The sequence below is a fragment of the Protofrankia sp. Cas4 genome (genome assembly GCF_963555915.1).
Classification (GTDB): Bacteria; Actinomycetota; Actinomycetes; order Frankiales; family Frankiaceae; genus Protofrankia.
Genome location: NZ_CAUVXL010000185.1, coordinates 1 through 22,738, shown reverse-complemented (window position 1 = coordinate 22,738; position 22,738 = coordinate 1). Strand labels below are relative to the sequence as shown.

Annotated in this window: 16 protein-coding genes and 1 pseudogene; 4 read left to right on the top strand and 13 right to left on the bottom strand. The window is 68.1% G+C overall.

The window, feature by feature from the left end:
* Window positions 1–57: 57 nt before the first annotated feature.
* Window positions 58–489: a type II toxin-antitoxin system VapC family toxin gene (locus U9979_RS17220; RefSeq protein WP_322751515.1), complete on the bottom strand. Its 432-nt coding sequence runs from the start codon at window positions 487–489 to the stop codon at window positions 58–60.
* The gene (locus U9979_RS17215; protein ID WP_416220244.1) at window positions 486–758 is read right to left on the bottom strand and encodes a type II toxin-antitoxin system Phd/YefM family antitoxin; all 273 of its coding nucleotides are present in this window, start codon (window positions 756–758) and stop codon (window positions 486–488) included. The genes U9979_RS17220 and U9979_RS17215 overlap by 4 nt, the downstream gene beginning before the upstream one ends.
* A 334-nt stretch (window positions 759–1,092) precedes the next feature.
* Here U9979_RS17215 and U9979_RS17210 point away from each other — a divergent pair, with 334 nt between their 5' ends.
* On the top strand, window positions 1,093–4,149 hold the full coding sequence (locus tag U9979_RS17210) for a DEAD/DEAH box helicase (protein ID WP_322780196.1): 3,057 nt from the start codon (window positions 1,093–1,095) through the stop codon (window positions 4,147–4,149).
* 98 nt (window positions 4,150–4,247) lie between these two features.
* The gene (locus U9979_RS17205) at window positions 4,248–4,721 is read left to right on the top strand and encodes a GNAT family N-acetyltransferase (RefSeq protein ID WP_322780195.1); all 474 of its coding nucleotides are present in this window, start codon (window positions 4,248–4,250) and stop codon (window positions 4,719–4,721) included.
* Between the two features lie 26 nt (window positions 4,722–4,747).
* Here the strand turns inward: U9979_RS17205 and U9979_RS17200 are convergent, their stop codons facing one another.
* The 11 genes from U9979_RS17200 to U9979_RS17150 form a co-directional block, all read right to left on the bottom strand.
* On the bottom strand, window positions 4,748–5,560 hold the full coding sequence (locus tag U9979_RS17200) for a carbon-nitrogen hydrolase family protein (RefSeq protein ID WP_322756264.1): 813 nt from the start codon (window positions 5,558–5,560) through the stop codon (window positions 4,748–4,750).
* Between the two features lie 115 nt (window positions 5,561–5,675).
* On the bottom strand, window positions 5,676–7,412 hold the full coding sequence (locus U9979_RS17195) for a bifunctional metallophosphatase/5'-nucleotidase (RefSeq protein WP_322780194.1): 1,737 nt from the start codon (window positions 7,410–7,412) through the stop codon (window positions 5,676–5,678).
* A 242-nt stretch (window positions 7,413–7,654) separates the two neighbouring features.
* Complete coding sequence (locus U9979_RS17190; RefSeq protein ID WP_322780193.1) at window positions 7,655–8,473, bottom strand: TIGR03943 family putative permease subunit; 819 nt, start codon at window positions 8,471–8,473, stop codon at window positions 7,655–7,657.
* Window positions 8,470–9,405 carry a permease gene (locus U9979_RS17185; RefSeq protein WP_416220243.1) on the bottom strand — a complete coding sequence of 312 codons (936 nt, stop codon included), beginning with the start codon at window positions 9,403–9,405 and terminating at the stop codon, window positions 8,470–8,472. The genes U9979_RS17190 and U9979_RS17185 overlap by 4 nt, the downstream gene beginning before the upstream one ends.
* 148 nt (window positions 9,406–9,553) lie before the next feature.
* Window positions 9,554–10,630 (bottom strand): glycosyltransferase family 2 protein, encoded by a 1,077-nt coding sequence (locus U9979_RS17180; RefSeq protein ID WP_322780191.1) that lies wholly within the window; start codon window positions 10,628–10,630, stop codon window positions 9,554–9,556.
* A gap of 116 nt (window positions 10,631–10,746) precedes the next feature.
* Window positions 10,747–11,598 carry a carotenoid biosynthesis protein gene (locus U9979_RS17175; RefSeq protein WP_322780190.1) on the bottom strand — a complete coding sequence of 284 codons (852 nt, stop codon included), beginning with the start codon at window positions 11,596–11,598 and terminating at the stop codon, window positions 10,747–10,749.
* A gap of 13 nt (window positions 11,599–11,611) precedes the next feature.
* Window positions 11,612–12,265: a GNAT family N-acetyltransferase gene (locus U9979_RS17170; protein ID WP_322780189.1), complete on the bottom strand. Its 654-nt coding sequence runs from the start codon at window positions 12,263–12,265 to the stop codon at window positions 11,612–11,614.
* Window positions 12,266–12,688: 423 nt separating this feature from the next.
* A complete protein-coding gene (locus U9979_RS17165) occupies window positions 12,689–15,415 on the bottom strand; it encodes an FAD-dependent oxidoreductase (RefSeq protein ID WP_322780188.1) in 2,727 nt (908 codons plus the stop codon).
* Between the two features lie 301 nt (window positions 15,416–15,716).
* On the bottom strand, window positions 15,717–16,535 hold the full coding sequence (locus U9979_RS17160) for a spheroidene monooxygenase (protein WP_322756315.1): 819 nt from the start codon (window positions 16,533–16,535) through the stop codon (window positions 15,717–15,719).
* Entirely contained in the window at window positions 16,532–20,434 is a 3,903-nt protein-coding gene (locus tag U9979_RS17155; RefSeq protein ID WP_322780187.1) for an AfsR/SARP family transcriptional regulator, read from the bottom strand. The genes U9979_RS17160 and U9979_RS17155 overlap by 4 nt, the downstream gene beginning before the upstream one ends.
* Before the next feature lie 438 nt (window positions 20,435–20,872).
* On the bottom strand, window positions 20,873–21,298 hold the full coding sequence (locus tag U9979_RS17150) for a hypothetical protein (RefSeq protein ID WP_322780186.1): 426 nt from the start codon (window positions 21,296–21,298) through the stop codon (window positions 20,873–20,875).
* A gap of 483 nt (window positions 21,299–21,781) precedes the next feature.
* Here U9979_RS17150 and U9979_RS17145 point away from each other — a divergent pair, with 483 nt between their 5' ends.
* Both U9979_RS17145 and U9979_RS17140 read left to right on the top strand, forming a co-directional pair.
* Window positions 21,782–22,303, top strand: coding sequence for an SAV_6107 family HEPN domain-containing protein (locus U9979_RS17145; protein WP_322752348.1), 522 nt, complete (start codon window positions 21,782–21,784; stop codon window positions 22,301–22,303).
* A gap of 8 nt (window positions 22,304–22,311) precedes the next feature.
* Window positions 22,312–22,738: pseudogene (locus U9979_RS17140) on the top strand (hypothetical protein); the annotation flags it as partial.

The window sequence follows — 22,738 nt, the reverse complement described above, 5'->3', positions numbered from 1 at the left end:
GCGTCTGACCTGGGTGGCCCAGCAGACGGTGCAGCAGGGGGTCCGCGACATCGACGCCTACCGCGAGACCTGGCCGCCGTTGAATCCGCCGCCGGGCGCTGCTGTGACCAGGCCGATTTCTCCGGCGGTGATGGCCAGGCGTTTGTCGTATGTCACAAAGGCGCTGATCGTCTTTCCGGACGCGACGAGCTGGTCCGCGGTGGCCAGGTGGATGGCGTCCAGTGACCGCAGGTGGGGGAACGGGTAGGCGCCCGCGGTGGCTCGGATGGCGTCGTCGATGTCGAGGCGGTCAAGATGGGCAAGGACGCTTGGCACCGCTGCCAGCCGTGCCGGTTCCTCCCGGCGTAACGCCCGTGGGACTTCGACTTCGGCGAGTTTGGAGGTGATCACATGCTCGGTCTGCCGAGAGTTGAGCCATTCGGTCAGCTCGTCGCTCTCCAGCTCGGGTCTGATCAGCTTTACGATCGCGGAGGTGTCCAGATAGATCACCAGTGTTCCTCGTCGCGGAGTTGTCGGATCAGCGCACCGGCTTCCAGGCCATTGATCAGTGGGCCCTGCGGTGCGATGAACGGGCCGGTGACGGTGGCTGGGGCGACCTTGCCCGCTGCGATCAGGTCGTCCAGTTCCCCGGGGGTTGCCGGCACGATTCGGCCGATCACCTTGCCGTGTCGGGTGATTTCGACGGTCTCGCCGTGTTCGACACGCGCTAGGACGCCTGCGGTGTCCTGATTGAGCACCCGCACGGGTACCTGTTCCATGAGCCCAGTGTAGTACATGGGTAGTACTGCTTCGACGTCATGGTGGCGGAGCGGGCGATCTCCATTCCGGGCGATCTTAGGCGTGCGACGCCGTGGCGTTGTTTGTCCTGCACATCGACTGTGGTCCTCCTCGAGCTGGCGGGTAGCCGCGACAGGACGTCCTGCCACAATCTGCTACCTTCGCGAACATGATCCGAGCGTCGTCGCAGCTACCCGGTACCGTGGTAAAGGTCCGGTACCGCTGGTCTGCGGATGGCTGTCAGGGGCCATCCGGATGCCAGGAGTATCCGCGGCGCACGGCACGATGTGGTCACGACGCTGGAATGGGATGCCGGTGAGAGCGCCACCGTCGCAGGTGTGGGTCCAGTCGTTGGGGGAGCTGCTCGACTCTCCACCCGTCCCCGAGAGCGGCCATCCGTGGACAGGCCGCGGGACGACGCCGTTGGCCGTCGAGCTGAGTTTCGCGGCGTATCCGTCGGCCGGCGCCGCCACCACCGAGTTGGGCCTGAAGGTGACGGCTCGGCTGGTCAAGCCGGGAAAGAACGGCTGGGTCGCCGCCGTCGGGTGGGACGAGCTGAATGCGTCGTACAAGGTCGGTGAGTTCTCCCCGGCGCACGTCCAGGTGCTGCAGGAGATGTTCGCCCTGTACAGGGCCCGACAGGACCGGTACGACTACTCGTACTACTCTCACAGCGGGCCGAAGCGGCTCGACCTTTCCGCATTCGGGAGCCACCAACTTTGGCCGATGCTCGACGCGGCCGCGGCGGTCGGCCTCCGGTTCGTCCACGCGAGGAAGAAGCTCGGCGACGTGGACCGTTACGGCCTCGCCGAACTGTGTGTGGACGTGATGCGCGACGCGAGCTCGGAATCCTTGATCGTCGCACCCCTGCTTCGCATCGAAGGGTCGGCCGAAGCCGAGGCCGCGGTGTTCTCGTTCATCGGCGGCGACGGCCACGGTGTCATCTACGTCGATCGGGCGGAGATCCGGGCGTCTGAGGACCACCGCGACTGGCACGTGCGGCTCGCTCGTCTCGTCGAGCCGGTGCCGCCGGCGCTGCAGCGGATGGCCGTGGGAAACCGGAGCCTGGAGGTCCCAACTGTCGAGGAGGACCGGTTCCGGACGGAGTTCTACCCGCGGTTGCGCCGGCTGGCCCCGGTGCTGTCCCGTGACGGGTCGTTCGTACCGCCGGAGGTGGTGCCGCCGACCCTGGTGCTGCGTGCCGCCTACGGTGATGACCACGACCTCGACCTCAACGTGGAGTGGGAGTATGACCTCGGCGGACGGCGGATACGCGTACCGTTGCGCGACGCGGCGCCGGAGGGATTCCGGGACCCGCGCCAGGAGCGGGATGTGCTGGCCGCGCTGGACCTGCCCCCCGATGCGGCGGCCGTGCTCTGCGTCGGGCCGGGGCCCGCAGGCGAGGAGCTGATCCCGGAACTGATCCCGGAACTGACCCCGGAACTGACCCTGCCGTCGCGGGTGCGGCTGCGCGGTACCGACACGATGCGCGTGACGACGGAGCTGCTTCCGTGGCTGGCGGGGCGTCCCGGGGTTGTCGTCGAGGTCAGCGGCGAACCTGTCGACTACCGGGAGGCGGGCGACTCGCTGCGTATCGGCCTGTCGACCGATGACGTGGTGGGTGAGACCGACTGGTTCGACCTCGGGGTCACCATCTCCGTGGAAGGTCGTCAGGTGCCGTTCGCGGACGTCTTCCTGGCGCTGGGTCGGGGGCAGTCGCACCTGCTCCTCGCCGACGGCGCCTATTTCAGTTTGGACAAGCCCGAGCTGCAGGCTTTGCGGCGGCTGATCGAAGAGGCGCGGGCGCTGCAGGACCGACCCGCCGGTCAGCTGCGGATCAGCAGGTTCCAGGCCGGGCTGTGGGACGAGCTGGCCGAGCTCGGCGTGGTCGAGCGCCAGGCGCACTCATGGCGCCAACAGGTGACGGGGCTGCTGTCGCTGAGCGCGGTGGATCAGTATGAGCCGCCTTCGACGCTCGCGGCGACGCTGCGGCCGTACCAGCTCGAGGGTTTCCGCTGGCTGGCGTTTCTGTGGCAGTACCAGCTGGGTGGGGTGCTCGCCGACGACATGGGCCTGGGCAAGACGCTGCAGACGCTGGCGCTGGTCTGCCACGCGAAGCAGGTCGCCCCCGAACTCGCGCCGTTCCTCGTCGTCGCGCCGACGAGCGTCGTGGCGAACTGGGCCGCGGAAACGGCACGGTTCGCACCCGGTTTGCGGACAGTGACGATTTCTGACACGGAGCGACGCCGCGGCGACCCTCTCGAACAGGCGGTGTCACGCGCAGACCTGGTCGTCACCTCGTACACGCTGTTTCGGCTCGAGTATGACAAGTACGCGGACCTCCCGTGGTCCGGTCTGGTTCTCGACGAGGCCCAGGTCGTCAAGAACCACCAGTCAAAGGCGTACCAGTGCGCTCGACTGCTTCCGGCGACTTTCAAACTGGCCGTCACCGGGACCCCGATGGAAAACAACCTGATGGAGCTGTGGTCGCTCCTGTCGGTCACCGCGCCCGGTCTGTTCCCGAGCCCGACACGATTTCGTGACTACTACGCCCAGCCCATTGAAAAGGAGCACGACGCCGAGCTGCTCGCGCAGCTTCGCCGGCGGATCCGACCGCTGATGACGCGCCGTACCAAGGAACAGGTCGCGCCTGAACTTCCACCGAAGCAGGAACAGGTTCTCGAGGTGGACCTGCATTCGCGGCACCGGAAGCTGTACCAGACCCACCTGCAACGGGAACGGGAGAGGGTTCTGGGCCTGGTGACGGACATGAACAAGAACCGCTTCACGATCCTGCGTTCGTTGACCCTGCTACGCCAGCTCAGCCTGCACGCCGGACTCGTGGACGACGGTCATGACGACATTCCGAGCGCCAAGATCGACGCCCTGCTCGAGCAGCTCAGCGACGTCATCGACGGCGGCCACCGGGCCTTGGTCTTCAGCCAGTTCACCAGATTTCTCGGTAAGGTACGCGACCGGTTGTCCGCCGTCGGCGTGGAATACTGTTACCTCGACGGCAGGACCCGTAACCGATCGGCAGTGCTCGAACGGTTCAAGACGGGGTCAGCCCCGGTGTTCCTCGTCAGCCTGAAAGCCGGCGGATTCGGTCTGAACCTCACCGAGGCCGACTACTGCTTTCTGCTCGACCCGTGGTGGAACCCCGCAACCGAGGCGCAGGCGGTGGACCGCACACACCGCATCGGGCAGACCAAGAACGTCATGGTCTACCGACTCGTCGCCAAGGACACCATCGAGGAGAAAGTGATGGCGCTGAAGGCCAGGAAAGCCGAATTGTTCTCCAGCGTCATGGATGATGGCGACGCGTTCGGTTCGAGTCTCGACGCGGACGACGTCCGGGCGCTCTTCTCCTGACCGTCCACGTAGGTCGCATCGGGCCCGATGACGGCGAGCGGTTACGCGGCGTCCGCCTGGCGGCGCTGGCCGATGCGCCCGGGTCCTTCTGGCAGACCTTGGCGGATGAGAGCGCCCGTCCTCGTGCGGACTGGCGGGCTCGCGCGCGGCGCAACGCCGCAGGTGATGCGCACGCGACGTTCCTCCTGGAGCGGGGGAACGAACCGATGGGCATGGTCGACGTCTACCAGCCGTCGCTGGCGCCGGAGTTCCGTGAAGTGGCCGCGATGTGGGTCGCGCCGGCCCTGCGCGGTACCGGGGCGGCCGACGCTCTGCTCGACGCCGCCGTGGAATGGGCCCGAACGGTCGGCGCGATCGGCGTCCGACTATGGGTTGTGCCCGACAACACGGCCGCGGTAGGTATCTACGTCCGCCACGGCTTCACGCTGATTGGCGACCCGGAATCCGACACGGACGACGACCCGGCGGGCAGGGTTTATGTACCGATGCTGCTCACGCTGGACAAGGAGGAGGCGGCCCTGCCGACGTTCATAACGCGTGCGCTCGCCCCGTGGACCGACGAGTCGGGCTGAGTATGTTCGTGTCGGGCAGCTGAAGCCTACGCGGGTGGCTCGGGCCGTCCGAGCCGGCGGTTGTCAAGGACCGCGATCTTCTGGCGCACTGCCGTGACCTCGTCGATGTCCAGCTCCGCTATGATCATGCCGGGTTCGGCGCCGAGCTGCTCACGGATCGAGCCGTCGGGGCCGACGACGGCGCTGAAGCCGATGCCGGTGGGAGCGGTCGCGGACGTCTCGACACCGACCGAGCTCGGATCGGCCTGACCCACGGCGGCGAGCCAGACGGTGGCGTCGAGTGCCCGAGCGCGGATCAGCAGGTCCCACTGCTCACGCTTACCCGGTCCAGCGCCCCACGACGCCGGCAGCAGGCAGACCAGGGCACCGGCGTCGGCGTGGGCGCGGAACAGCTCGGGGAAGCGTACGTCGTAGCAGGTGGCGAGGCCGATCCGGACCCCGTCGACGTCCACGGTCACCACCTGGGATCCGGGGGCGACCGTGCGGGATTCGGTGAAGCCGAACGCGTCGTACAGATGGATCTTGTCGTAGCTTGTATCGACGCCGGGCCCGGTGACCAACAGCGTGTTGGTGACACGCCCGTCGGGCGCGGGGGTGAACATCCCGGCGACGACCACGATGCCCACCTCCGCCGCGATCCGGCGAACGTCGCCGGCCCAGGGGCCGTCCAACGGTTCGGCGACGGGTCGCAGCCGCACTCCGAAGCGGGCCATCGTCGCCTCGGGGAAGACCACGATCCGCGCGTTCTGCTCGGCCGCGTGGAGCGCCTGGCCATGGACGATGTCGAGGTTCGCCTTCGGGTCGAGGTCGGCGACGATCTGGCTGAGCGCGATCCGCACGGGACTGCCACCTCCGGGTTCAAGATCCTAGCCGGTCGGGCGAATCATCATGCGGTAGAGCGTCCGGGCCTGGTGCCCGCTGAGGCAGACCAGGACCGGACGCGGGGATCGACTGTTACGGCACCAGCGTGATCCGGTTGGTGACCGGCGGTGCCAGCGGTGAGTTGGCAGCCAGGTAGGCGGCGAACGCATCCAGGTCGATGCCCTGGTTTACCTTGTCGGTGCCCTCGGTGCCCTCGGTGCCCTCGGTGCCCTCGGTGCCCTCGGTGCCCTCGGTGCCCTCGGTGAAGACGGTGAACCCGTCACCGCCGCCGGCGAGGAAGTTGTTGACAGTGATCCGGTAGGAGGCCGCGGGGTTCAGCGGCTGCCCGCCGATGACCACGTTGCTCACCTTCGAGCCGGCGGGTGCGCTTGCACTGTAGCTGTAGGTGATTCCGGCGGGCTGGAGAATCCGGTTGGTCGTGGCCTGTTGTTCCAGCACCCGCTTGATGGCGTCCCCGCTGATGGTCATCGCGGTGAGCAGGTTGTTGAACGGCTGAACGGTGAAGGCCTCGCCGTAGGTCACCTCACCGGGCTGTTCGGCACCGGACGGGGCGTAGGTGAGGTCCGCCCGCACACCGCCGGGGTTCATGAACGCGGCAACCGCGCCACCGGTGGTCGCGGAGCTCGTCGCGGCCAGCTGCGCGTCGGCGATGGCATCGCCCATCGGGGTTTCGCCAGCCGGTGAGGCGGTACGGGTGAGGTCGGAGGTGATGCGTCCGATGACCCTGTTTTCCAGAGTCGCGGACTTCGCACCGTACTCGTCCACGAGTTCGCTGACATCGGGGTCAGGAGTGACGTCGCGCGTCACAATGTGATTTGCGGCGGTGGCGCTGACGACGGTGTCCGACTGCCTGTCGATGGTCAGGTGAATGTCGGTGAGGGCCCGGCCGAAGGAAGCGGCCTGAGTGACCAGGTGACCGTCCACGACACAGTTGTATGCCTGGTGGGTGTGGCCGGAAACGACCGCCGAGATTTCCGGGTCCAGCTTCTTGGTGATATCGACGATCGGTCCGGAAAGGCCGGTACAGCCGTCATAGGTACCGGTGCTCGCCTGCGCCCCGCCCTGGTGGATGAGAAGCACGATCGTGTGTACGCCAGCCTGCTTGAGCTGGGCGGCGGCGGCGTTCGCCGTAGCCACCTCGTCATCGAAACGCAGGCCCTTGACGCCCTCGGCGGTGACGATGGTCGGGGTGTCCTTCAGGGTCATTCCGATGAACCCGACCGGTACGCCCTGGAACCGCCGTACCGTCCACGGCTTGAACAGCGGCCGGTCCCGATGTACGTCGATGACGTTGGCCGCGAGGTATTCGAAATCCGCGCCGCCGAACCACCCGAGCTGGCAGTCGTCTACCGGGTTGCAGCCGCCGCGCTGCAACCGGCGCAGTTCGTCCTTGCCCTCGTCGAACTCGTGGTTCCCGACGCTGCTGATGTCGACGCCCATCTCGTTGAAGATGTTGATCGTCGGCTCGTCGTGAAAGAGAGCAGAAATCAACGGGCTGGCGCCGACATTGTCTCCGGCGGAGACGGTGACGGAGTTGGGGTTACCTTCCCGAAGCTTCTTCAACCAGGTCGCGAGATAGACGGCGCCACCCGCGTCCACGCCACCGATCCGCCCGCCGCTACCGGTCGGCGGACGCAGATTGCCGTGGAAGTCGTTGAACCCGAGTATCTGTACCTCGACCTGGGAGCCGCGGCGCCCCTGGTTCGACTGCGAAGCCGCCGCCGGCATCACGAAGGCTAACGTCGCCGCGGCTACACCGGCGACACCGACGACGCCCCAGCGGGCGCGTCGGGACGAGAGAAAGCTCATGCTGCTCCGTTCTGAGTGGGTCGGCCGACGACTGCGCGATCGCTGCTGCATATGCCGCGGGCGCCGTCGGCGGCCCCGATGGACGGTAGGAGAAAGTGGGTCGGGCGGCGAGAAGGCTATTGACCGGTGGCGGCTCCAGCCGCACAGGAGGTCTACTGTCCGGTGAACAATTCGCGGCGCTCATGGCCGCGCGGAAATGTCCCGGTCGATTCGCCGTACCGGCGGGCCCACCGGCATGGCGGTTATGTCTCGTACGGATCGACCGGGGTTGGAATGACGTCCAGTGTGCGTGCCGCAAATTTCGGCCTACCATGATCGGGAATGCTGCCGTCCCAGGTCGCCAGTACCGTCACCCAGGTGTTTTCGGCGGGTGCGGCAACGCCGTCTGGAAGCGTGAGATCAACGGCCGCGGCTTCGGCGTCAGCGGCGCAGCACCGGATCACGAATCGGGTCAGCAGGATCTGCCGGCCCTCGGGTACCGCCACGAAACCGGTCATCCGGACGGTCGTCCCGGCAAGCGACCGGCCGCGGTCGTACGTCCGTTCGACGATCTCCCGCATGGGGAGGGTGGCGATCCCGTCCGGTCCCGGGTGCAGCGGCCCGTAGGGGACAGCCCGCGGTGGTGGCACGGTGATGGTGGCCCGCCTCGCGCTGAAGGCGCCCAAGGACGGCGGGGCGACCATGTAGATCACGGCGACGGGCAGTAGGAGCAACAGCGCCACGCCCGGTGGACCGTGCCGGTGGGCGGATTGTGTCTGGTCATGGTTGCCGGCGCTGGCGTAGCGCACCAGGGCGACCGCGCCGAGCAGGGTCACCAGCCCGCCGGCGGCCAGCAGCGGGATGCGCATGCCTACCCGCACGTAGGACGTGTAGGCGCCGGTCTGCGCGAGTCGCAGGAAGGTGATGCCCATGATGAGCAGCAGGAGTCCGCCGATCGGGCCGATGTGGGTTCCGGCGCCGGCCTCGGTGGTCTTGTGGTCATCGTCGGTGTCAAGACCCGTGCGCCCGTCGATTCCGTCGAGGGCGTCGAGGGCGTTGCCATCAAGGTCACTGTGCGTCACAGCACAACCGTCCCGACCACGACCGCGGTCATGACCGCGGTGAGAAAGGTCACCGGCGCGAACCGTGAGGTCACCTGGCGACCGAAGGTCCCCACCTGCATGGCGATCAATTTGACGTCAATCATCGGTCCGACGACGAGGAAGGCCAGTCGCGCGGTCAGTGGGAACTGGGACAGGCTCGCGGCGACGAACGCGTCCGCCTCGGAGCAGACGGCCAGCGCAACCGCCAGCACCGCAAGAGCGATCACTGTGAGGATGCCGGCGCCCGCCACCGCGTCCAGCGCCGATCGCGGCACCACGACGTTGAGCGTCGCGGCCAGCGCCGCGCCGAGGACGAGAAAGCCGCCGGCGTGGAGGAAGTCGTGACCGGCGACATCGGCGAGCCGGCGCAGCCGCAGGCCGCCACCGCGTCCCCCATGATTATCTCCGTCGGGGGCGGTGTCGTTCTGTTTCAGAATCGGTACGCCGAACCGGTGCCAGATCAACCCGACAATGATGGCCGCGAGCAGCGAGGCGATGAACCGCGCCAGGACCATCCGCGGGTTGTTCGGAAAGGCGACGGCGGTTGCGACGATCACGACCGGATTGATGGCCGGCGCCGCCAGTAGAAAGGTCAACGCCGCCGCCGGTGGCGCTCCGCTGTCGATGAGGCGTCTGGCGACGGGCACCGAGCTGCATTCGCATCCAGGCAACAACGCGCCGGATACCCCGGCCAGCGGCACGGCGAGCACGGCCCGGCGCGGCAGTACCCGGGCCAACGCGCCGTCGGGGACGAACGCGGCCACCGCGCCGCTGATGAGCACGCCGAGGACGAGGAAGGGGAACGCCTGAACCGTCACGGCCAGAAAGATCGTGCACCATGTACGCAGGCCCGGTGCGTCGGCGAAGACGACCGTGAGAGTAACAGCGGTGACGGTGACCAGCCCGCCCACGGCGGCCCCAGCGTTCGACAGCGACGGAACGGCGTCGGGTGGGCCAAGGGAACGGACATCGTACACAAAGCAGACCGTAGCGGTTGGATGCCCGACATCGGGCTCCCATCGTGTGCCGTTCACCAGCTGCATCACCGTTTTTCACCGGTCAGACGCGACGGCCCTTCCAGGTGGCGGTGCCGTGTAGCCGTCGAATCCAGGACAGCGCGGTCAGGTAGCCGTACACGCAGATGGACAGCGGGTGCGCCAGGGCGTCGGGCCACGCCCGGCCGCCGGTGCGCCGTGCCGCGATCACCCGGCTGGCCACTGCCGCGACATAACCGGCAAGGCCCGCCCGGGAACCGCGCATCATGGCAATCGCCGGAAGCACGAAGAGCCAGGCCAGGACGCCGACCTGGCCGGCGCTTGCGCCGATGTTCCCGCCGGCGGCCCACAGCGACTTGGCATAGCCGTCACGCAGGGCCGGCCAGCCGTTGTACATCCTGGTACAGGCGATGTCCGTTCCGTCTGCGACGACCCCGTGCCCGCCCGCGGCCTTCACCGCCCGCAGGAGCGCGATGTCCTCGAGGACATGGTCACGGACGCGGGTGTGTCCACCGGCCCGGTGATAGGCAGCCGTGTCGACGCACAGGAGCTGGCCGTTCGCTGCGGACAACGACGGCCGCGGGGACCGTTCGGCCAGCCGCAGCGGCAGGAGCGCGAGCCACGACCACTGCAGGAGCGGCTGAACCAGCCGTTCCGTGAGGGTGTGGGCGTCCTGACGGGGGTAGGGCGAGACAAGGTCGAGGCCGGTCGCGCGCAGCAATCCGACCGTCCGGGCGATCCCGTCCGGGGCGACGGTGACGTCCGCGTCGATGAAGACCAGCACGTTTCCCCGGGCCGCGTCGGCGAGCCGGGCGCATGCGTGCGGTTTGCCGAGCCATCCGACCGGCACTGTGCTGCCGTGAACCACCCGGACGCGGCCGTCACGGTCGGCCATCCCGTCTGCTAGCTCCGCGGTTCCATCGGTGGAGGCATCGTCATAGACGATCACTTCGAGGTGGGGGAGCGCGACCGATGCCAGCACCGCCGACAGGCATGGGACCACCCGCTCGACTTCGTCGCGCACCGGCAGCAACACGCTCACCAGTTCGGCCACCGGCTCGGCGCTCGGCGGGACCCGCAACAGGCGGGCGTTCACGGCGGTGTGGACAGTGAGCACGCCCGCTGCGACCGCGCTCGCCACCGGCGACAGCCGTGCCCAGCTGTAGGGCCGTGTCCAGCTGTAGGGCCGTGTCCAGCTGTAGGGCCGTGTCCAGCTGTAGGGCCGGACACGCGGACCTCGGGTCGATCGGTGGGGGGTCACGAGGTCGGCTGGTACTGCCGGCGCGTCGCCATCGCCGCGGCCCCCACAGCGGCGAGCAGCGTCCCCATACCGATCCCGCCGGCCAGGGCCACGTCGGGACGGTCGAAGAACACCAGGTTCGCCAGCAACGATGAGGCGTAGGTCCATCCGATCATGACAATCGGCAGTCGGTCGGTGAACGGACCGTCCGGGACGCCTCGCCGTCGCGGGATCAGGGCCAGGCCCCCGGTGATCAGGATGCCCACCACCAGCCAGCCGGCCGCGTTCGACAGGGGGATGCCGTTGAGAGCGGGCACATCGCCCGACCAGCGCCAGTAGCCGGCGTCGACCATCTGCGGGTCCAGGAAGAGATCCCAGGTTGTCAGGAGCCAACCTCCGACCAGCGCGGTCACCGCGACGCTCCGCCTTTGGCCCTCTGGTGTTCCGGGGAGTTCGGCCTCCGGCGATGCGACAGAACCACGCTCGCATCGCCTTTGGCCCGGTAGCCGGCGGGCGGCGTAGCGTCCCAGGGTGAAGGCCGGGTAGGCCATCATCGTCCAGGCTGGCGGGATGACCACGGGTACCCCGGCGACACCCGGCCCGAGGGCATCGGTGTAAACGTAGCGGCCGAAGAGGAGACCGGTGTGGACCCCGGCGGTCTCGGCGGCAAGCCCGCCGCCGGCGGTGACCAGGACCATGCTGGCCGCCCATCCGGCGCCGCGGGTACAAGCCGCGTGGATGACCGAGGCCGCGGCGAACGACAGCACCGTCGCGACGGTGAGATCACGTCGTCCGGCACGTGTGGCCAGGGGATAGGCGATCTGTGCGGCGACGGTGACCGCGGCAAAGGCCCATGCAGGGGCGGTCACGACGGGTCTGGGCTCAGACCGCACGAACCCGCCGGCCGTTGGCCTCCTGAGCCCGGCCGGTCGGCGGTTCGGCCGTGCCGCGGGACTGGGGTTGTTCCCCCTGGGCGGGTTCGGTGGCCGTGAGGTGCTTACCCAGTACCGCGTATTCGACCCAGCTGCCCGGGAACTGGAAGTTCGACAGCAGCGGCACAAAGCCCTCACTGGCATACAGCCGCCGGGCCCGGCTGTCGGGAAGCTCCAGCGCCGACAGCGCTGCTGTGCGTTGCGGAGCCTCGCGCAGCAGCTCCCGGATCAGTTCGCGCCCGACCCCCCGTCCCTGGAACTCCGGCAGGACGTGGAACTCGACGATCTCCAGGCAGTCGCTGAGCCATACCGCGGCGTCCTCGGGTTGCAGCGCGTCGCAGACGACGTCATGCCACCACTGGCCCTTCTGCCCGGGCAGGGCATACGCGAAGCCGATCAGGCGGTCGTCTGGCAGCAGCGCCGCCACCGCCCGCAGATCCCGACGCTCAGCGTGCCGGCGTGCGTGCATGGTTCGCTCGATGGCCGCCCGCGCCGGATCAGCCTCGTGGACGTCGAGGAAGGCGGCCTTGTAGACACCGATGACGTCGCTCAGCCGGGCACGCATCCGCGCGGGTGTCCAGCGGACCAGCCCGATGTGCTCCATCAAGCCTGCCTCCCTCGCGTCTTCGTCTTCGCCCCGCGCCACGGTGATCGGCCAGGCGCCGGTTGGCCACGCGCGGGGCGTGTCCGTCTCATACACCATCCAAGGTGCTCGACAATAACGGGTGCTCGGGGCGTTGTGCCCAACCCCGTTCCACCGACACCCGCACGCGCTGGTGGCCGGGCCGGTGGGCGGGGCGGTGGATGCTGGTCAACTCGGCTGTCCGGTGCCGAGCAGCCGCCTCCACCGCCGGTCCGGCCCGGTGGGTGACCGGATCTCTCGTGGTCCGACGTGGCGACGATCCACGGGATGTCGGACCACGAGATCACCGGTTGTTCCGCTCAGTTCCGCTCAGTTCTGCTTAGTTCTGCTTCGGGACGCTTCGATTCGTGGCGCTGCGGCCTGGGAGACGGTGTCCGACTCGGATCAGACCGACACCGGTACCGAGGTGCTCCGCAGGCTGGCCCGATCCGGGCGCAGCGCCAGGTGGATCCCGCCGCGTTCGCCCGCGAGCAGGCCGTCGAGCAGGATGGCGAGGGCCGGTGCCTGGACCGCGCCACCCGCGTTGGTCCCGGCCGCCACGATCACCTGTCCGCCGAAGGCGTCCACGGCTTCCAGCACCGGCAGGCCGTCCGGGGTCATCGGACGTTCGCAGGTGCGGCGGTCGAGGATCCGGTGCGGTCCGTCCGAGCCCTGCGGCGGGGCGAGTAGCTGCCCGACGATGTCCTCCAGCGCCGCCATCAGTTCCGCGACCCGCGGATCGTCCGGCGCAGGCCGTGCGAGTCCCAGGTAACCGAAACCTCCGCTGGCGTGTATCAGGGCGGAGTCCGGGGACAAGGTGATGTTCACGACCCCGATGGGGTCCGGCGCGTGCACCTTGAGGGCGTGTCGCAGACCGGGGTTGGGCAGCGTCACCGAAACTCCGAGAACGTGCTGGACCGCGCCGGCTGATGGTGCGTCCTCGCCCAGCAGGGCAACCAGATCACGCCCGCCGATCGTCACGATGACGGTGCCGGCCCGCATGGTTGTGCCATCGTCGAGGACGAGTTCTATGGTGCCCGATTCGGTGCCCGATTCGGTGCCCGATTCGGTGCCCGATTCGGTGCCCGATTCGGTGCCCGATTCGGTGCCCGATTCGGTGTCGGGATGGTCATCGGGGCTGTCGTGCGAACCGTCGCCGGGAAGATCATCAGGAAGGTCGTCGGAGCTTCCGGCCGGGTTGCCGTTCGCGATCCTGCGCAGGGACCGCACCGGACTGCCGGAATGCACGGGTACCCCGGCAGCTACGACCAGATTACCGATGGTGTCGGCAAGTTGGTGAATGTTGACGGCGTACCCGTCGACCTCGACAGCGCCGTGAACGGACGCGACGGATACGGGGGTCGAGTGATCCAGGTCGGCGACCGGGTCGGCGGTGGCTGTGACGAGCGCAGGCCAGCGCAGCGCAATCTCATCCGGGCCAAGGACCCTGGCCGCGGAGTTGATTGCGCCCTGCAGCCGTATCCCGGCGGCGAGATCCGGCGCAGACAGGTAACAGCGGGGCAGCCGGGCATCCCGGCGCAGCTGATCGAAGGCGTGCGGGTAGGCAGCGAACAACGCCTCCCAGCCGCGAAGGCCCAGACGGTTGAGACCGATCGCGAGATCGACTGTGAGCGCACGCAACCCGGCACGGTCGGCGAATCCCTCGAAGGCCGCGACCCAGTCACGTTCGGTATCATTGAGGGTGATCGGGTCGCGTAGCTGCCATCCGCCGTCCGTGGGCGGGCGGCGCAGAACCGTGCGCCGGGATGCGTCAGCGTGCGGGATCGTCTCGGTCAGCGACAGGTGGCGCCCGTCGGTACCGCGGTAGGTCGTGCCCTGCAGGTTGGGGTCGGTGCGGTCGGCCGGGGCCGCGTCCAGTACCCGCAGCTTGCGCCAGCCGGCTGTGTGCAGGCTCAGGGCGATGGTCAACCCGACGATCCCGGCACCGATGATCACTATCTCACCGGGATCGGTCCGATGATGACGCCGGCCATGCTCGTGACGGTCGGCCGTCGGTTCGGCGCCGCACCCGGCCGGTGCGGTGGCTGCCGGTGCGGTGGCCGCCGGTGCGGTGGCCGCCGGCCCGGGGGTCCGGCCGGCGTCCAGGCCGGCGAACAGATCGGCAACCTCGCTGGTGGCCACCACGGTGAGGACCGCCTGGTCAAGATCTTCGGCGCAGCCGGGCATGCGCATCGCGGCTGAACTGACGGTGAAGCCCGGACGCAACGCTGTGCCGTCGGGAAACCGCTCCAGGATCCGCTGACGCAGGGGGTCGACCAGCCCGGGCGCATTGTCGATGACAACCGTCAGCTCGCGTCTGGAGTAGGCGTGCATGATCGCGTCTTCGAGGAGAACCTCCGGCTCGCAGATCGCCACGATCCGGGTGCCGGCGAATGCCTTGACGTGGTCGGTGCCGACGAGTCCGTCGGTCGGGTGCAGGCCGCTGGTGGTCAGCGGCACGGCGATGCTGAGCAGGTCGGAGCCGGCGAAAACGGTGGCGACGTCGGGGGCGAAGGTGACGGTCGCGTCCGCCGGCGCGTGCGCGGACAGCCAGTTGACCCGCGCCTGTGGGTCGGCGGTCAGGGACGGTGTGTGAACGAGAATCCGATGACCTCGGGCTGCGGCGGCCTGCGCGACTCGCCCGTTGATCGCGCCGGCGCCGATCAGGCCCACGGTCACCGTGCCGGGATCCAGGTGGGGGTCAGGTTCATCGATGAGCAGCGCGTTGACGACGAAACGGGCGATATGGCGAGCGTTGACCTCGGGAGTGTTGACGACCGTGATGCCATGGGCGGCTGCGCAGTCACGGTCGATGGCCGCGAGTGAGGTGCCACGGCGAACGATCAGAAGTCCATTAGGATCTTCCTGGGCATGAACCGCCGCGGTCCAGGCGGCTATTGCGGCCGCGTCCACGGTGTTCGCGCCAACGATCAGGGTGTGGGGTCGCAACGTCGACAGCGCCTCGGGCAGCGCGGACGGGGTGGCTGCGAGGTCCGCTCGCAGGTACACCGTCGGAAGCGAGGTCAGGGACAGTCGGGTGGGTTCGCTCACCCCGGTCGCGATGAGGACCCGGCGGGTGTCATGCAGCTGGTGAGAGTAGACGCATACGCCGGACTCGGCGGGTGTAGACATTCCTGTTTCCTTCGGCTAACAATCTCAAGTGAAACACGGCTACCGGAAGGCATGTTTATGGTCTCGTGTGTAATGAAGGGTCCTTGTAGTGGCGTGCGTCGCGGTCCGGCTCGTGGTGAAGATCTGCGTTCGGCATAACTTCCAGCGTGCCGCATGATCTTCAATGGTTGGTTAACGGTGTGGATCTTTTGGTGACCGACGCCACTGTCGACCCGACTCGTCCGTCATGATCGGATGGCGGGGGTCGGGAATTTTCGTCCCGGCTACCGTGGGGCGTCCGAGCACGCGGGATAAACTATGATCAGGTTTTTCGCGGTTGCTGCCGGATCGGTGAAACTGATCCGCCAGGTTCGGGCCCCTGTTCGGATCGTGCCAGCGGGTCACGGCCCTTAACTGTTCCGTGGGTACGTAGAACGGCGAAACGCGCAAAGAGCTCTTCCTTGTACCAGCCGCCGTCGACAGTGCGGCGAACGACATCGGCGTGGGCCGGGCTGCCGTAGGCGAACCGGCACAATGCCTCGGCATCGTCCCAGACGCTGAACGTTCCCAGCAGGCCGAGTGGTGCCTCGCCGATCCCCACCGCGAACCGCAGGCCCTCGCATCGGGCGAGGTCCTCGGCCACCGGCGGCACCGCGCGCCAGAAGGCGGGTGCCCGCCGCAGCGACAGTCTGGCTCTGGTGATCGCCGCAATCGGATCCGCCGGGTGCGTCAGACCCGCAGGCTGCGTCACCGGATCGCCGAACGGACGCTGGCGGGCCCACCTCCCGCGGGACGACAGCGGGTGGAGCTCAGCTCGCCACCGTTCGTGTGCGATTGCAGACCATGCGCCGATCATGGCGGACCGTTCGAACGCGGCCGCCTCGCGCGCGGAAGCCCAGACGGTCAGCAGACCCCAGCGCAGCACGTCGGCGTCGCGCAGGCCGAAGGTCTGGCCGCGTCCGGTGCCGAGCGATCGGGCGAAGACGACGCCGGTCGTGCGCCGCAGGTGCCGGCGGTCCAGCGCCATTCTCGCGACTGCGTGTGGGACATGACGGGGATGCACCCCCCACAGGTCGACAGTCACCAGCGGGCAGCTCTGTGCCGCAGCTTCACCGGTTTCGCCGCCGCGTCCCACGGTCACAACCGTATCGTGGGGCCCACCGACCGCAGCGGTGACAAGCGCAGCACGCCGTCGTGTTCCGTCCCGTACTTCTGGGCGAAGAACACGCGGAGACGGGAGGCGTCGTCGCGACAGAGCAGCGCACGGCATCTCCCCAACGTCAGCAGGGGATGACGGCCAGACCCGGCGACCTGCGTGAGAACGCCGTCCGGGCCGCTGTCGCGGACCAGCCGGGCCAATGTGTCATCGGCCACGTAGACCGAGTCTTCGATCCGCACGTATTGCACGGTGAGCGCAGACGAGCCGTCCGTTCGCGAATCGATCAGCAGCGGTAGCCCCAGATAGTCGTCAAGCCCGGTGCTGACCTCCGGGCCCCACAGGCTGTCGAAGCGCTGCTCGATGAACTGGACGAGGGTGGAGTCGACCGTCGTCTCATGCTGGGTGGAAGCCGCCGAGGAGCGACCAACCGGATACGTCGACACGATGGCCCCGTTGTCCCACCGGTGGTAACTCGTCAGTGGTTGCTCACTGTAGACACGCACGGACATCCGGTGCCGCAGGCGCGGGTCCAGACCCGTTCGGATGGCGTCGAGCCGGCGCAGGTTACTTCTGATCGTGTCAGGGACGTTGACGCTGCGGCTTAGATCTTCCTCTCGTTGCGCGGCGGCAGGCGAGTCCGGGTCGAGCAGGAGGATCTGCACCAGTGCACCGCCGTCCAGCGCGCTGCCCACGGCCGTTGCGAACCCCGGCTCATGCTGGGGGGCGACCAGGTCGGTCCACGTGTTGAGGACCCGCACGATCCGCCGGCTGGCGGCGGCGCGGCTGATGAAGTAGGCGGGGTCGAATCCACCGAGCAGCCGGCCGGCGCCGAACTGGGCGGGCTTGACCGGTGCGGTCGAGGACAGTCGTTGCTCCGCGACGGCGAGTTCCGCGGAGCCGGTCTTGCGTAGCAGGTTGATGCCCTGCTGCCAGGATCGCCGAGCGCTGGGAAGGTCGTCCATCCGCGCGAGCATGTCCCCGCGGCTGATCAGGATGCGCGGCTCCCACAGCGGATCCGGCAGGGCCGCGAGCAGGGTCAGGGAGTTGTTGTACGCGGCGAGTGCGCGTTCCAGTCGCGTCTGGCTGCGGTGGAGGTCACCGAGGCGGCGCAGTGCGTACGCCTCCAGCGGCCGATTGTCGAGATCCCGCGCGATCGCCAGGCTCATCGACAGGCAGGTGATGGCGTCAGAGAATTCCTTGCGGTTGCCGTGGCACATGGCCAGGCACACCAGCGTTTCGGCCTCCGCTGCCGGGCTGTTGGACTGGCGGAACAGCTGCAGCGCCCGGTCAAAAAACTGCGCAGCCTCATCGTACTGGCCCTTGCCGCGGCAGGCGTCGGCGAGCCCGTGCAGACTGCGCGCTTCGCCATAAATATGATCAAGAGCGGTGAAGATCTCAAGGCTGCGGGTGAACCGTTCGGCGGCGAGGTCGAGGTGATCGCGTGCCGCGCCGTTCGCGTTGATCGCGGGCTGGCTGTCCGGGTCGGTGCCAGGGGCGCCCAGACGCCAGGACGCCTCCTCGAAGGCGAGGACGATGTCCCGGTCGCCGAGACTGCACAACATGGTGGCTTCAGCGAGCGGGTCGCCCGCCCGGCGGGCCGCCGTCAGGCCCTGGCTGTGTGTCTGATCCCAGTCGTCCCAATGGCCGTTGAATTCGTAGAACTGGGTGGCCGCCGCGGCCAACCGCCACGTCATCTCGTCGAGCTTCAGCGTGGCCGCCTGCTCGATCAGGAGATGAAGGTTGACGCGTTCGATACCGAACCAGACCAGTGGCCCCGCGAGCAGGGCGGAGATGGTGTCGATCTCGTCTGCCGGCGCACCGGGCGCGACCGGGTTGTCGGTCGTGCGCGGCCCACCGGGTGAGAAGGCCGCGGTGGCGCGGTCGACAACGGTCAGGTACGCCGAGAGCAGTCTGGCCAGGGATGTGCGCAGATCGTCGTCGGCGGTGTTCACCGGCTCTGGGCCGACCGGCTCTGTTCCGACCCGCTTTGTGGCAGCCCCAGCGGTGTCGTCATGCTCCGCCGGGCCGCCGGCAATGCGAGGAGAAGCCTCATCGCGTTGCCGCTGGCCGGTCCGGCGTTCCCGCGCGAATACCCGCATCAGGTCGTGGAAACGGTATCGGGTCTGTCCGGTCTGGTCGGGACCACGCCGTTCCAGGAGCTGGGCGTCGGCGAGGCGGTCAAGGACGTCCTCGGCCTCGTCGCCGCCGATGCCGAGCAGGGCCGCCGCGGCCCAGGGCGCGAAGTCGACGACGTTGGGGAGGGCGAGCAGTCGGAAGGCCTGGCGTTCGTCCTCCGGCCGACCATCGTAGCTCAGCGCGAAGCTGGCTCGGACCTCGAGGTCGCCGAGTTCCAGCCAGGACAACCGGTCGCGTTCACCGGTGAGTCGGCCGGCGACGCGGGCCAGGCGCCAGTGCGGGTGAGCGGCGATCTTGCGGCCGGCGATCTGGATCGCCATCGGCAAATAGCCACAGAGCCCGGCGATGTCGCGGACGGCCTCGGGCTCGGCTTCGACCCGCTGGTCACCGGTGAGTTTCGCCAGCAGCGCGACGGCTTCGGTGGGGTGCAGGACGTCGATTGTCCGGTGATAGGCGTCCAGGCTGTGCAGCCGGGAGCGACTCGTGACGATGACCGCGCAACCGGGAGTGGTGGGCAGTAACCGCCGGATCTGAGCCTCGTTGGCGGCGTTGTCCAGGACGATTATCATGCGTTGATTGGCGAGAAGGCCGTGGTACATCTCAACAAGATCGTCCGGGTCGGTGGGCACCGCCGTTCTGGTTACTCCAAGTGCCTGTACGAGCCGAGTCAGTACCCGGGTCGGCTCCAGGGGAAACGGTATGTTGCCCCGCAGGTCGAAGAACAGACTCGTGTCGGGGAAGTGCTCGCGAACCTGGTGGGCCAGGTGGACTGCCAGTGCGGTCTTACCTGCTCCGGGCTTGCCGGCGATCGCTACGACGACGGTGCTTTTGGCCAGCGCCTCCGGGTCGGTCAGCGCGGTGAGGATCCTGGTCCGGATGCTGTCGCGGCCGGTGAACTCGGCGACGTCCGGCGGAAGCTGGTAGACCCCGAGGCTCGGTGGTGTCGGTGGCGTCGGACGCTCCAGCGCGCGTGGTGGTGTCCAGTCCAAGCTGGCCGATCCCCGCAGGAGGTCCTCCTGCAGGCGGCGTAGCGGAGTTGCGTCCAGACCGTGGGAATGCAGGGCCTCGAGCCCTTCGCGGCATGCCTGCGTGGCATCGTCGGACCGGTTGGCCCGGTACAGGGCGATGATGAGATCTTTGCGCAGTGCGTCGTCGCGCGGGTACTGGGTGACCAGTGCCCGAAGGTCGCCGATGATCTCCCGGTGGCGACCGAGCGAGAGGTCCGCGGAGATCCGCGTCCGCAGGACGTCGCGGTGCAGTTCATCAAGGCGCTGGATATGGGCGGTGGCAAAGGAGTACTCGGCGACGTCGGCGAGTGGCTGACCGCGCCACAGGCCCTGGGCTGCCTGTAACGGGGCGATCGCGGCGACCGGATCCCCGTCCTCGACGGCGCGGCGACCCTGATCGAGTAGGGCGTGAGCCTGGGTGGCGTCGACCTGTTCGGGACTGACCCGAAGTGCGTATCCCGGGCCGTTGCGGACGAGGAGGCGGTTGCGTTCGGTCGGGTCGAGTCGGCGGCGCAGCTCGCTGATGTGTGTCCGTAAGGTCGCCGACGCCCCGTCCGGGGGAGCGCCATCCCAGACCGTATCGATCAGATGACGGGTTGTGATGATCTGGCCGATGTTCAACAGCAGGACCGTGAGTAGCACTTTCCGCTGTTTTCCGCCAAGGACGATCCCATTGCCGTCACGGGTGACCTCGGTGGGCCCCAGGATTGCGAAATGCAGGTTCTCTTCGTTCGGCATGTGACCTTCTCGCGCTGATCCCGTCCGGCTACGGTATCTGGCGATACCCGCTTGCGGGTCCGCGCTTCTTCGGGCTGCCGGCGACACGGCCATGTCGCCGGCGACTTTGGCGAGGGCGACGATCGTGCTGCCTTTGGCCTACTGGTACAGCGTGCGTCGTGTGCGCCACTGTGGCAACCACTTCGCGTCCCTGGGTCGAGTCGGGTGGACGACTGCTACCGTGCAAAGTATCGCGGGTTCTTTCGCTTTCGGCTCGTGTGGGTCCTGCCGCCGATTCCACGTTACCATCAACGGAGCGTCAATTTTCGCTGTGAGCGTGTGTGTACGACTGGTTGATGGCTGCCTGCTTCGCTTGTTCCATACAGGCCTGTTCGTACGGGGCCGAAGGAACAACAGGAAGGTGTGCCGATCATCATGGACACATCGACGAAGGGGATGCTACAGCCGGGACTTCTGCATGAGGTGGCCCTGGATGTCGTCGACGGTAGGCTGGGCTGGGTCATGCTCGTCGCGGATGACAGCCGCGTTGCCGCGATTCTCGCGGACTGGGATGACCGCCGCCGGGTTGAGTTGATGGTTGCCGGTCGGCCACTGGCGCTGGAAGCCGATCTTGATGGCCCGGGGATACGGGTGTTCGATCCCGTGACGTGTATTCCGCTGGCTGCCTTTCGGCCGGCGCGGCGCGGTGGCGGCGGCATGGTCGAACTTCCTGGTACCCGCGCGGTGCGTTGGGTCGTTCCCCGCGGGTCCGTCTTTGAATGCGGCTTTCTGAGCAGATACGGCGGCGGTCTCATCCGGTTCGCGCGCGACTGCACGGCGCTGGTGCTCGTGGACGACGATCGTCGTCGGCGCGGGGGTATCCACGATCCGTTGGTTCTGCTGACCCTGGGTTGGTTTCTGCTACTGAAGGGCCAAAGGCGGCGCGATCGTGGTTCTTCCGCGCAGCCGGAGGCCCAGGTTGCTGGGGCGCCGTGGGGCCAAAGGCGGCGCGATCGTGGTTCTTCCGCGCAGCCGGAGGCCCAGGTTGCTGGGGCGCCGTGGGGCCAAAGGCGGCGCGATCGTGGTTCTTCCGCGCCGCCGGCGGCCCGGATTACTGAGGTCCGGGTATGCGAAGCACCGCCCGGTCCGCGCTCTGACAGCGGTCGGCCTGTCGTGCCGCGTACGGAACAACCCCTTCATCGGCCCGAAGGACTGCGATCGGGAGCGCGTTCGTAGCCGCTTCGGGTGGGGGCGTCGCCCTGCGCCCTGGGTGCTCCGCTGCGGCCGACGATGTTGACGGATCTGGCTCGGGTGAGGTTTACTTCTTTCAGTGCTCGAACATGCGTTCGACACATGGAAGGGGCGGTCATGAGCCGGCGGACTGTTGACCAACGCGCTACATTTTCCGTGTCTGCTCTGACGCGGGAGCGTCCTGACGTTCGAACGGCGCTCCCGGCCGCGGGGCTGCCCCGCCGTTCCCGCGACGAGCTGCTCTTGGCCGCGCGTCACGGCCTTGACGAGGCGAGCCTGGCCCAGCTTCCCGGGGAGCGGTACGCCCTGGCCCATCTGGCGGCGCTGCGTGCTGCCGCGGCTGTCCTCGCCGATCGGGCTCAGGCCCGTCCCGGTCATCGTGGTCGGCCGGCGAGTGCCTGGCGGCTGCTTGCGATGGTGGCACCTGAACTGACGGAGTGGGCGCAGTTCTTCGCATCCGGTGCCGCCAGGCGGGCGGCGGCGCAGGCGGGTCTGCCGGTGGTCGATACCCGCGATGCCGATGACCTGGTCCGCCAGGTTGAAACCTTTCTCACGGTGGTGGAAACAACGTTGGGCCTGCCGTCACAGCCGGCGCTGCCGGCCATGCTTGTCGGGTCAGCCAGACTGGCCCGAGGCTGAAGGCCGCTTTGACCAAGACGGCTACCCTGGCCGATCTCCAGAAGATCGTGAATGCCGACGCCCCACATACGCGTCGGGTCGGGGCGACCGGCCACCGGCTGCTGCCGGTGGCGCCCGCACTCGCGTCGATGCTGCCAGCGGCTGGGCTTCGACGTGGGTCGACAGTCGCGGTGAGTGGATCAACATCTTTTCTTCTGGCAGTGCTCGGCGTGCCCTCACAGGCCGGGGTGTGGTGCGCGATGGTGGGCTTTGCCTCGCTCGGTGTGGTGGCGGCGGCCGATGCCGGGATCGTGCTGGACCGTTTTGTTCTTGTGCCGGAGCCGGGCCAGCGGTGGCAGGCGGTGACGGCAGCCTTCCTCGACGCGCTGGATGTGGTGGTGGTCCGTCCACCCGAGCATGTACGCGGTGCGGATGCGCGGCGGCTGACGGCACGCG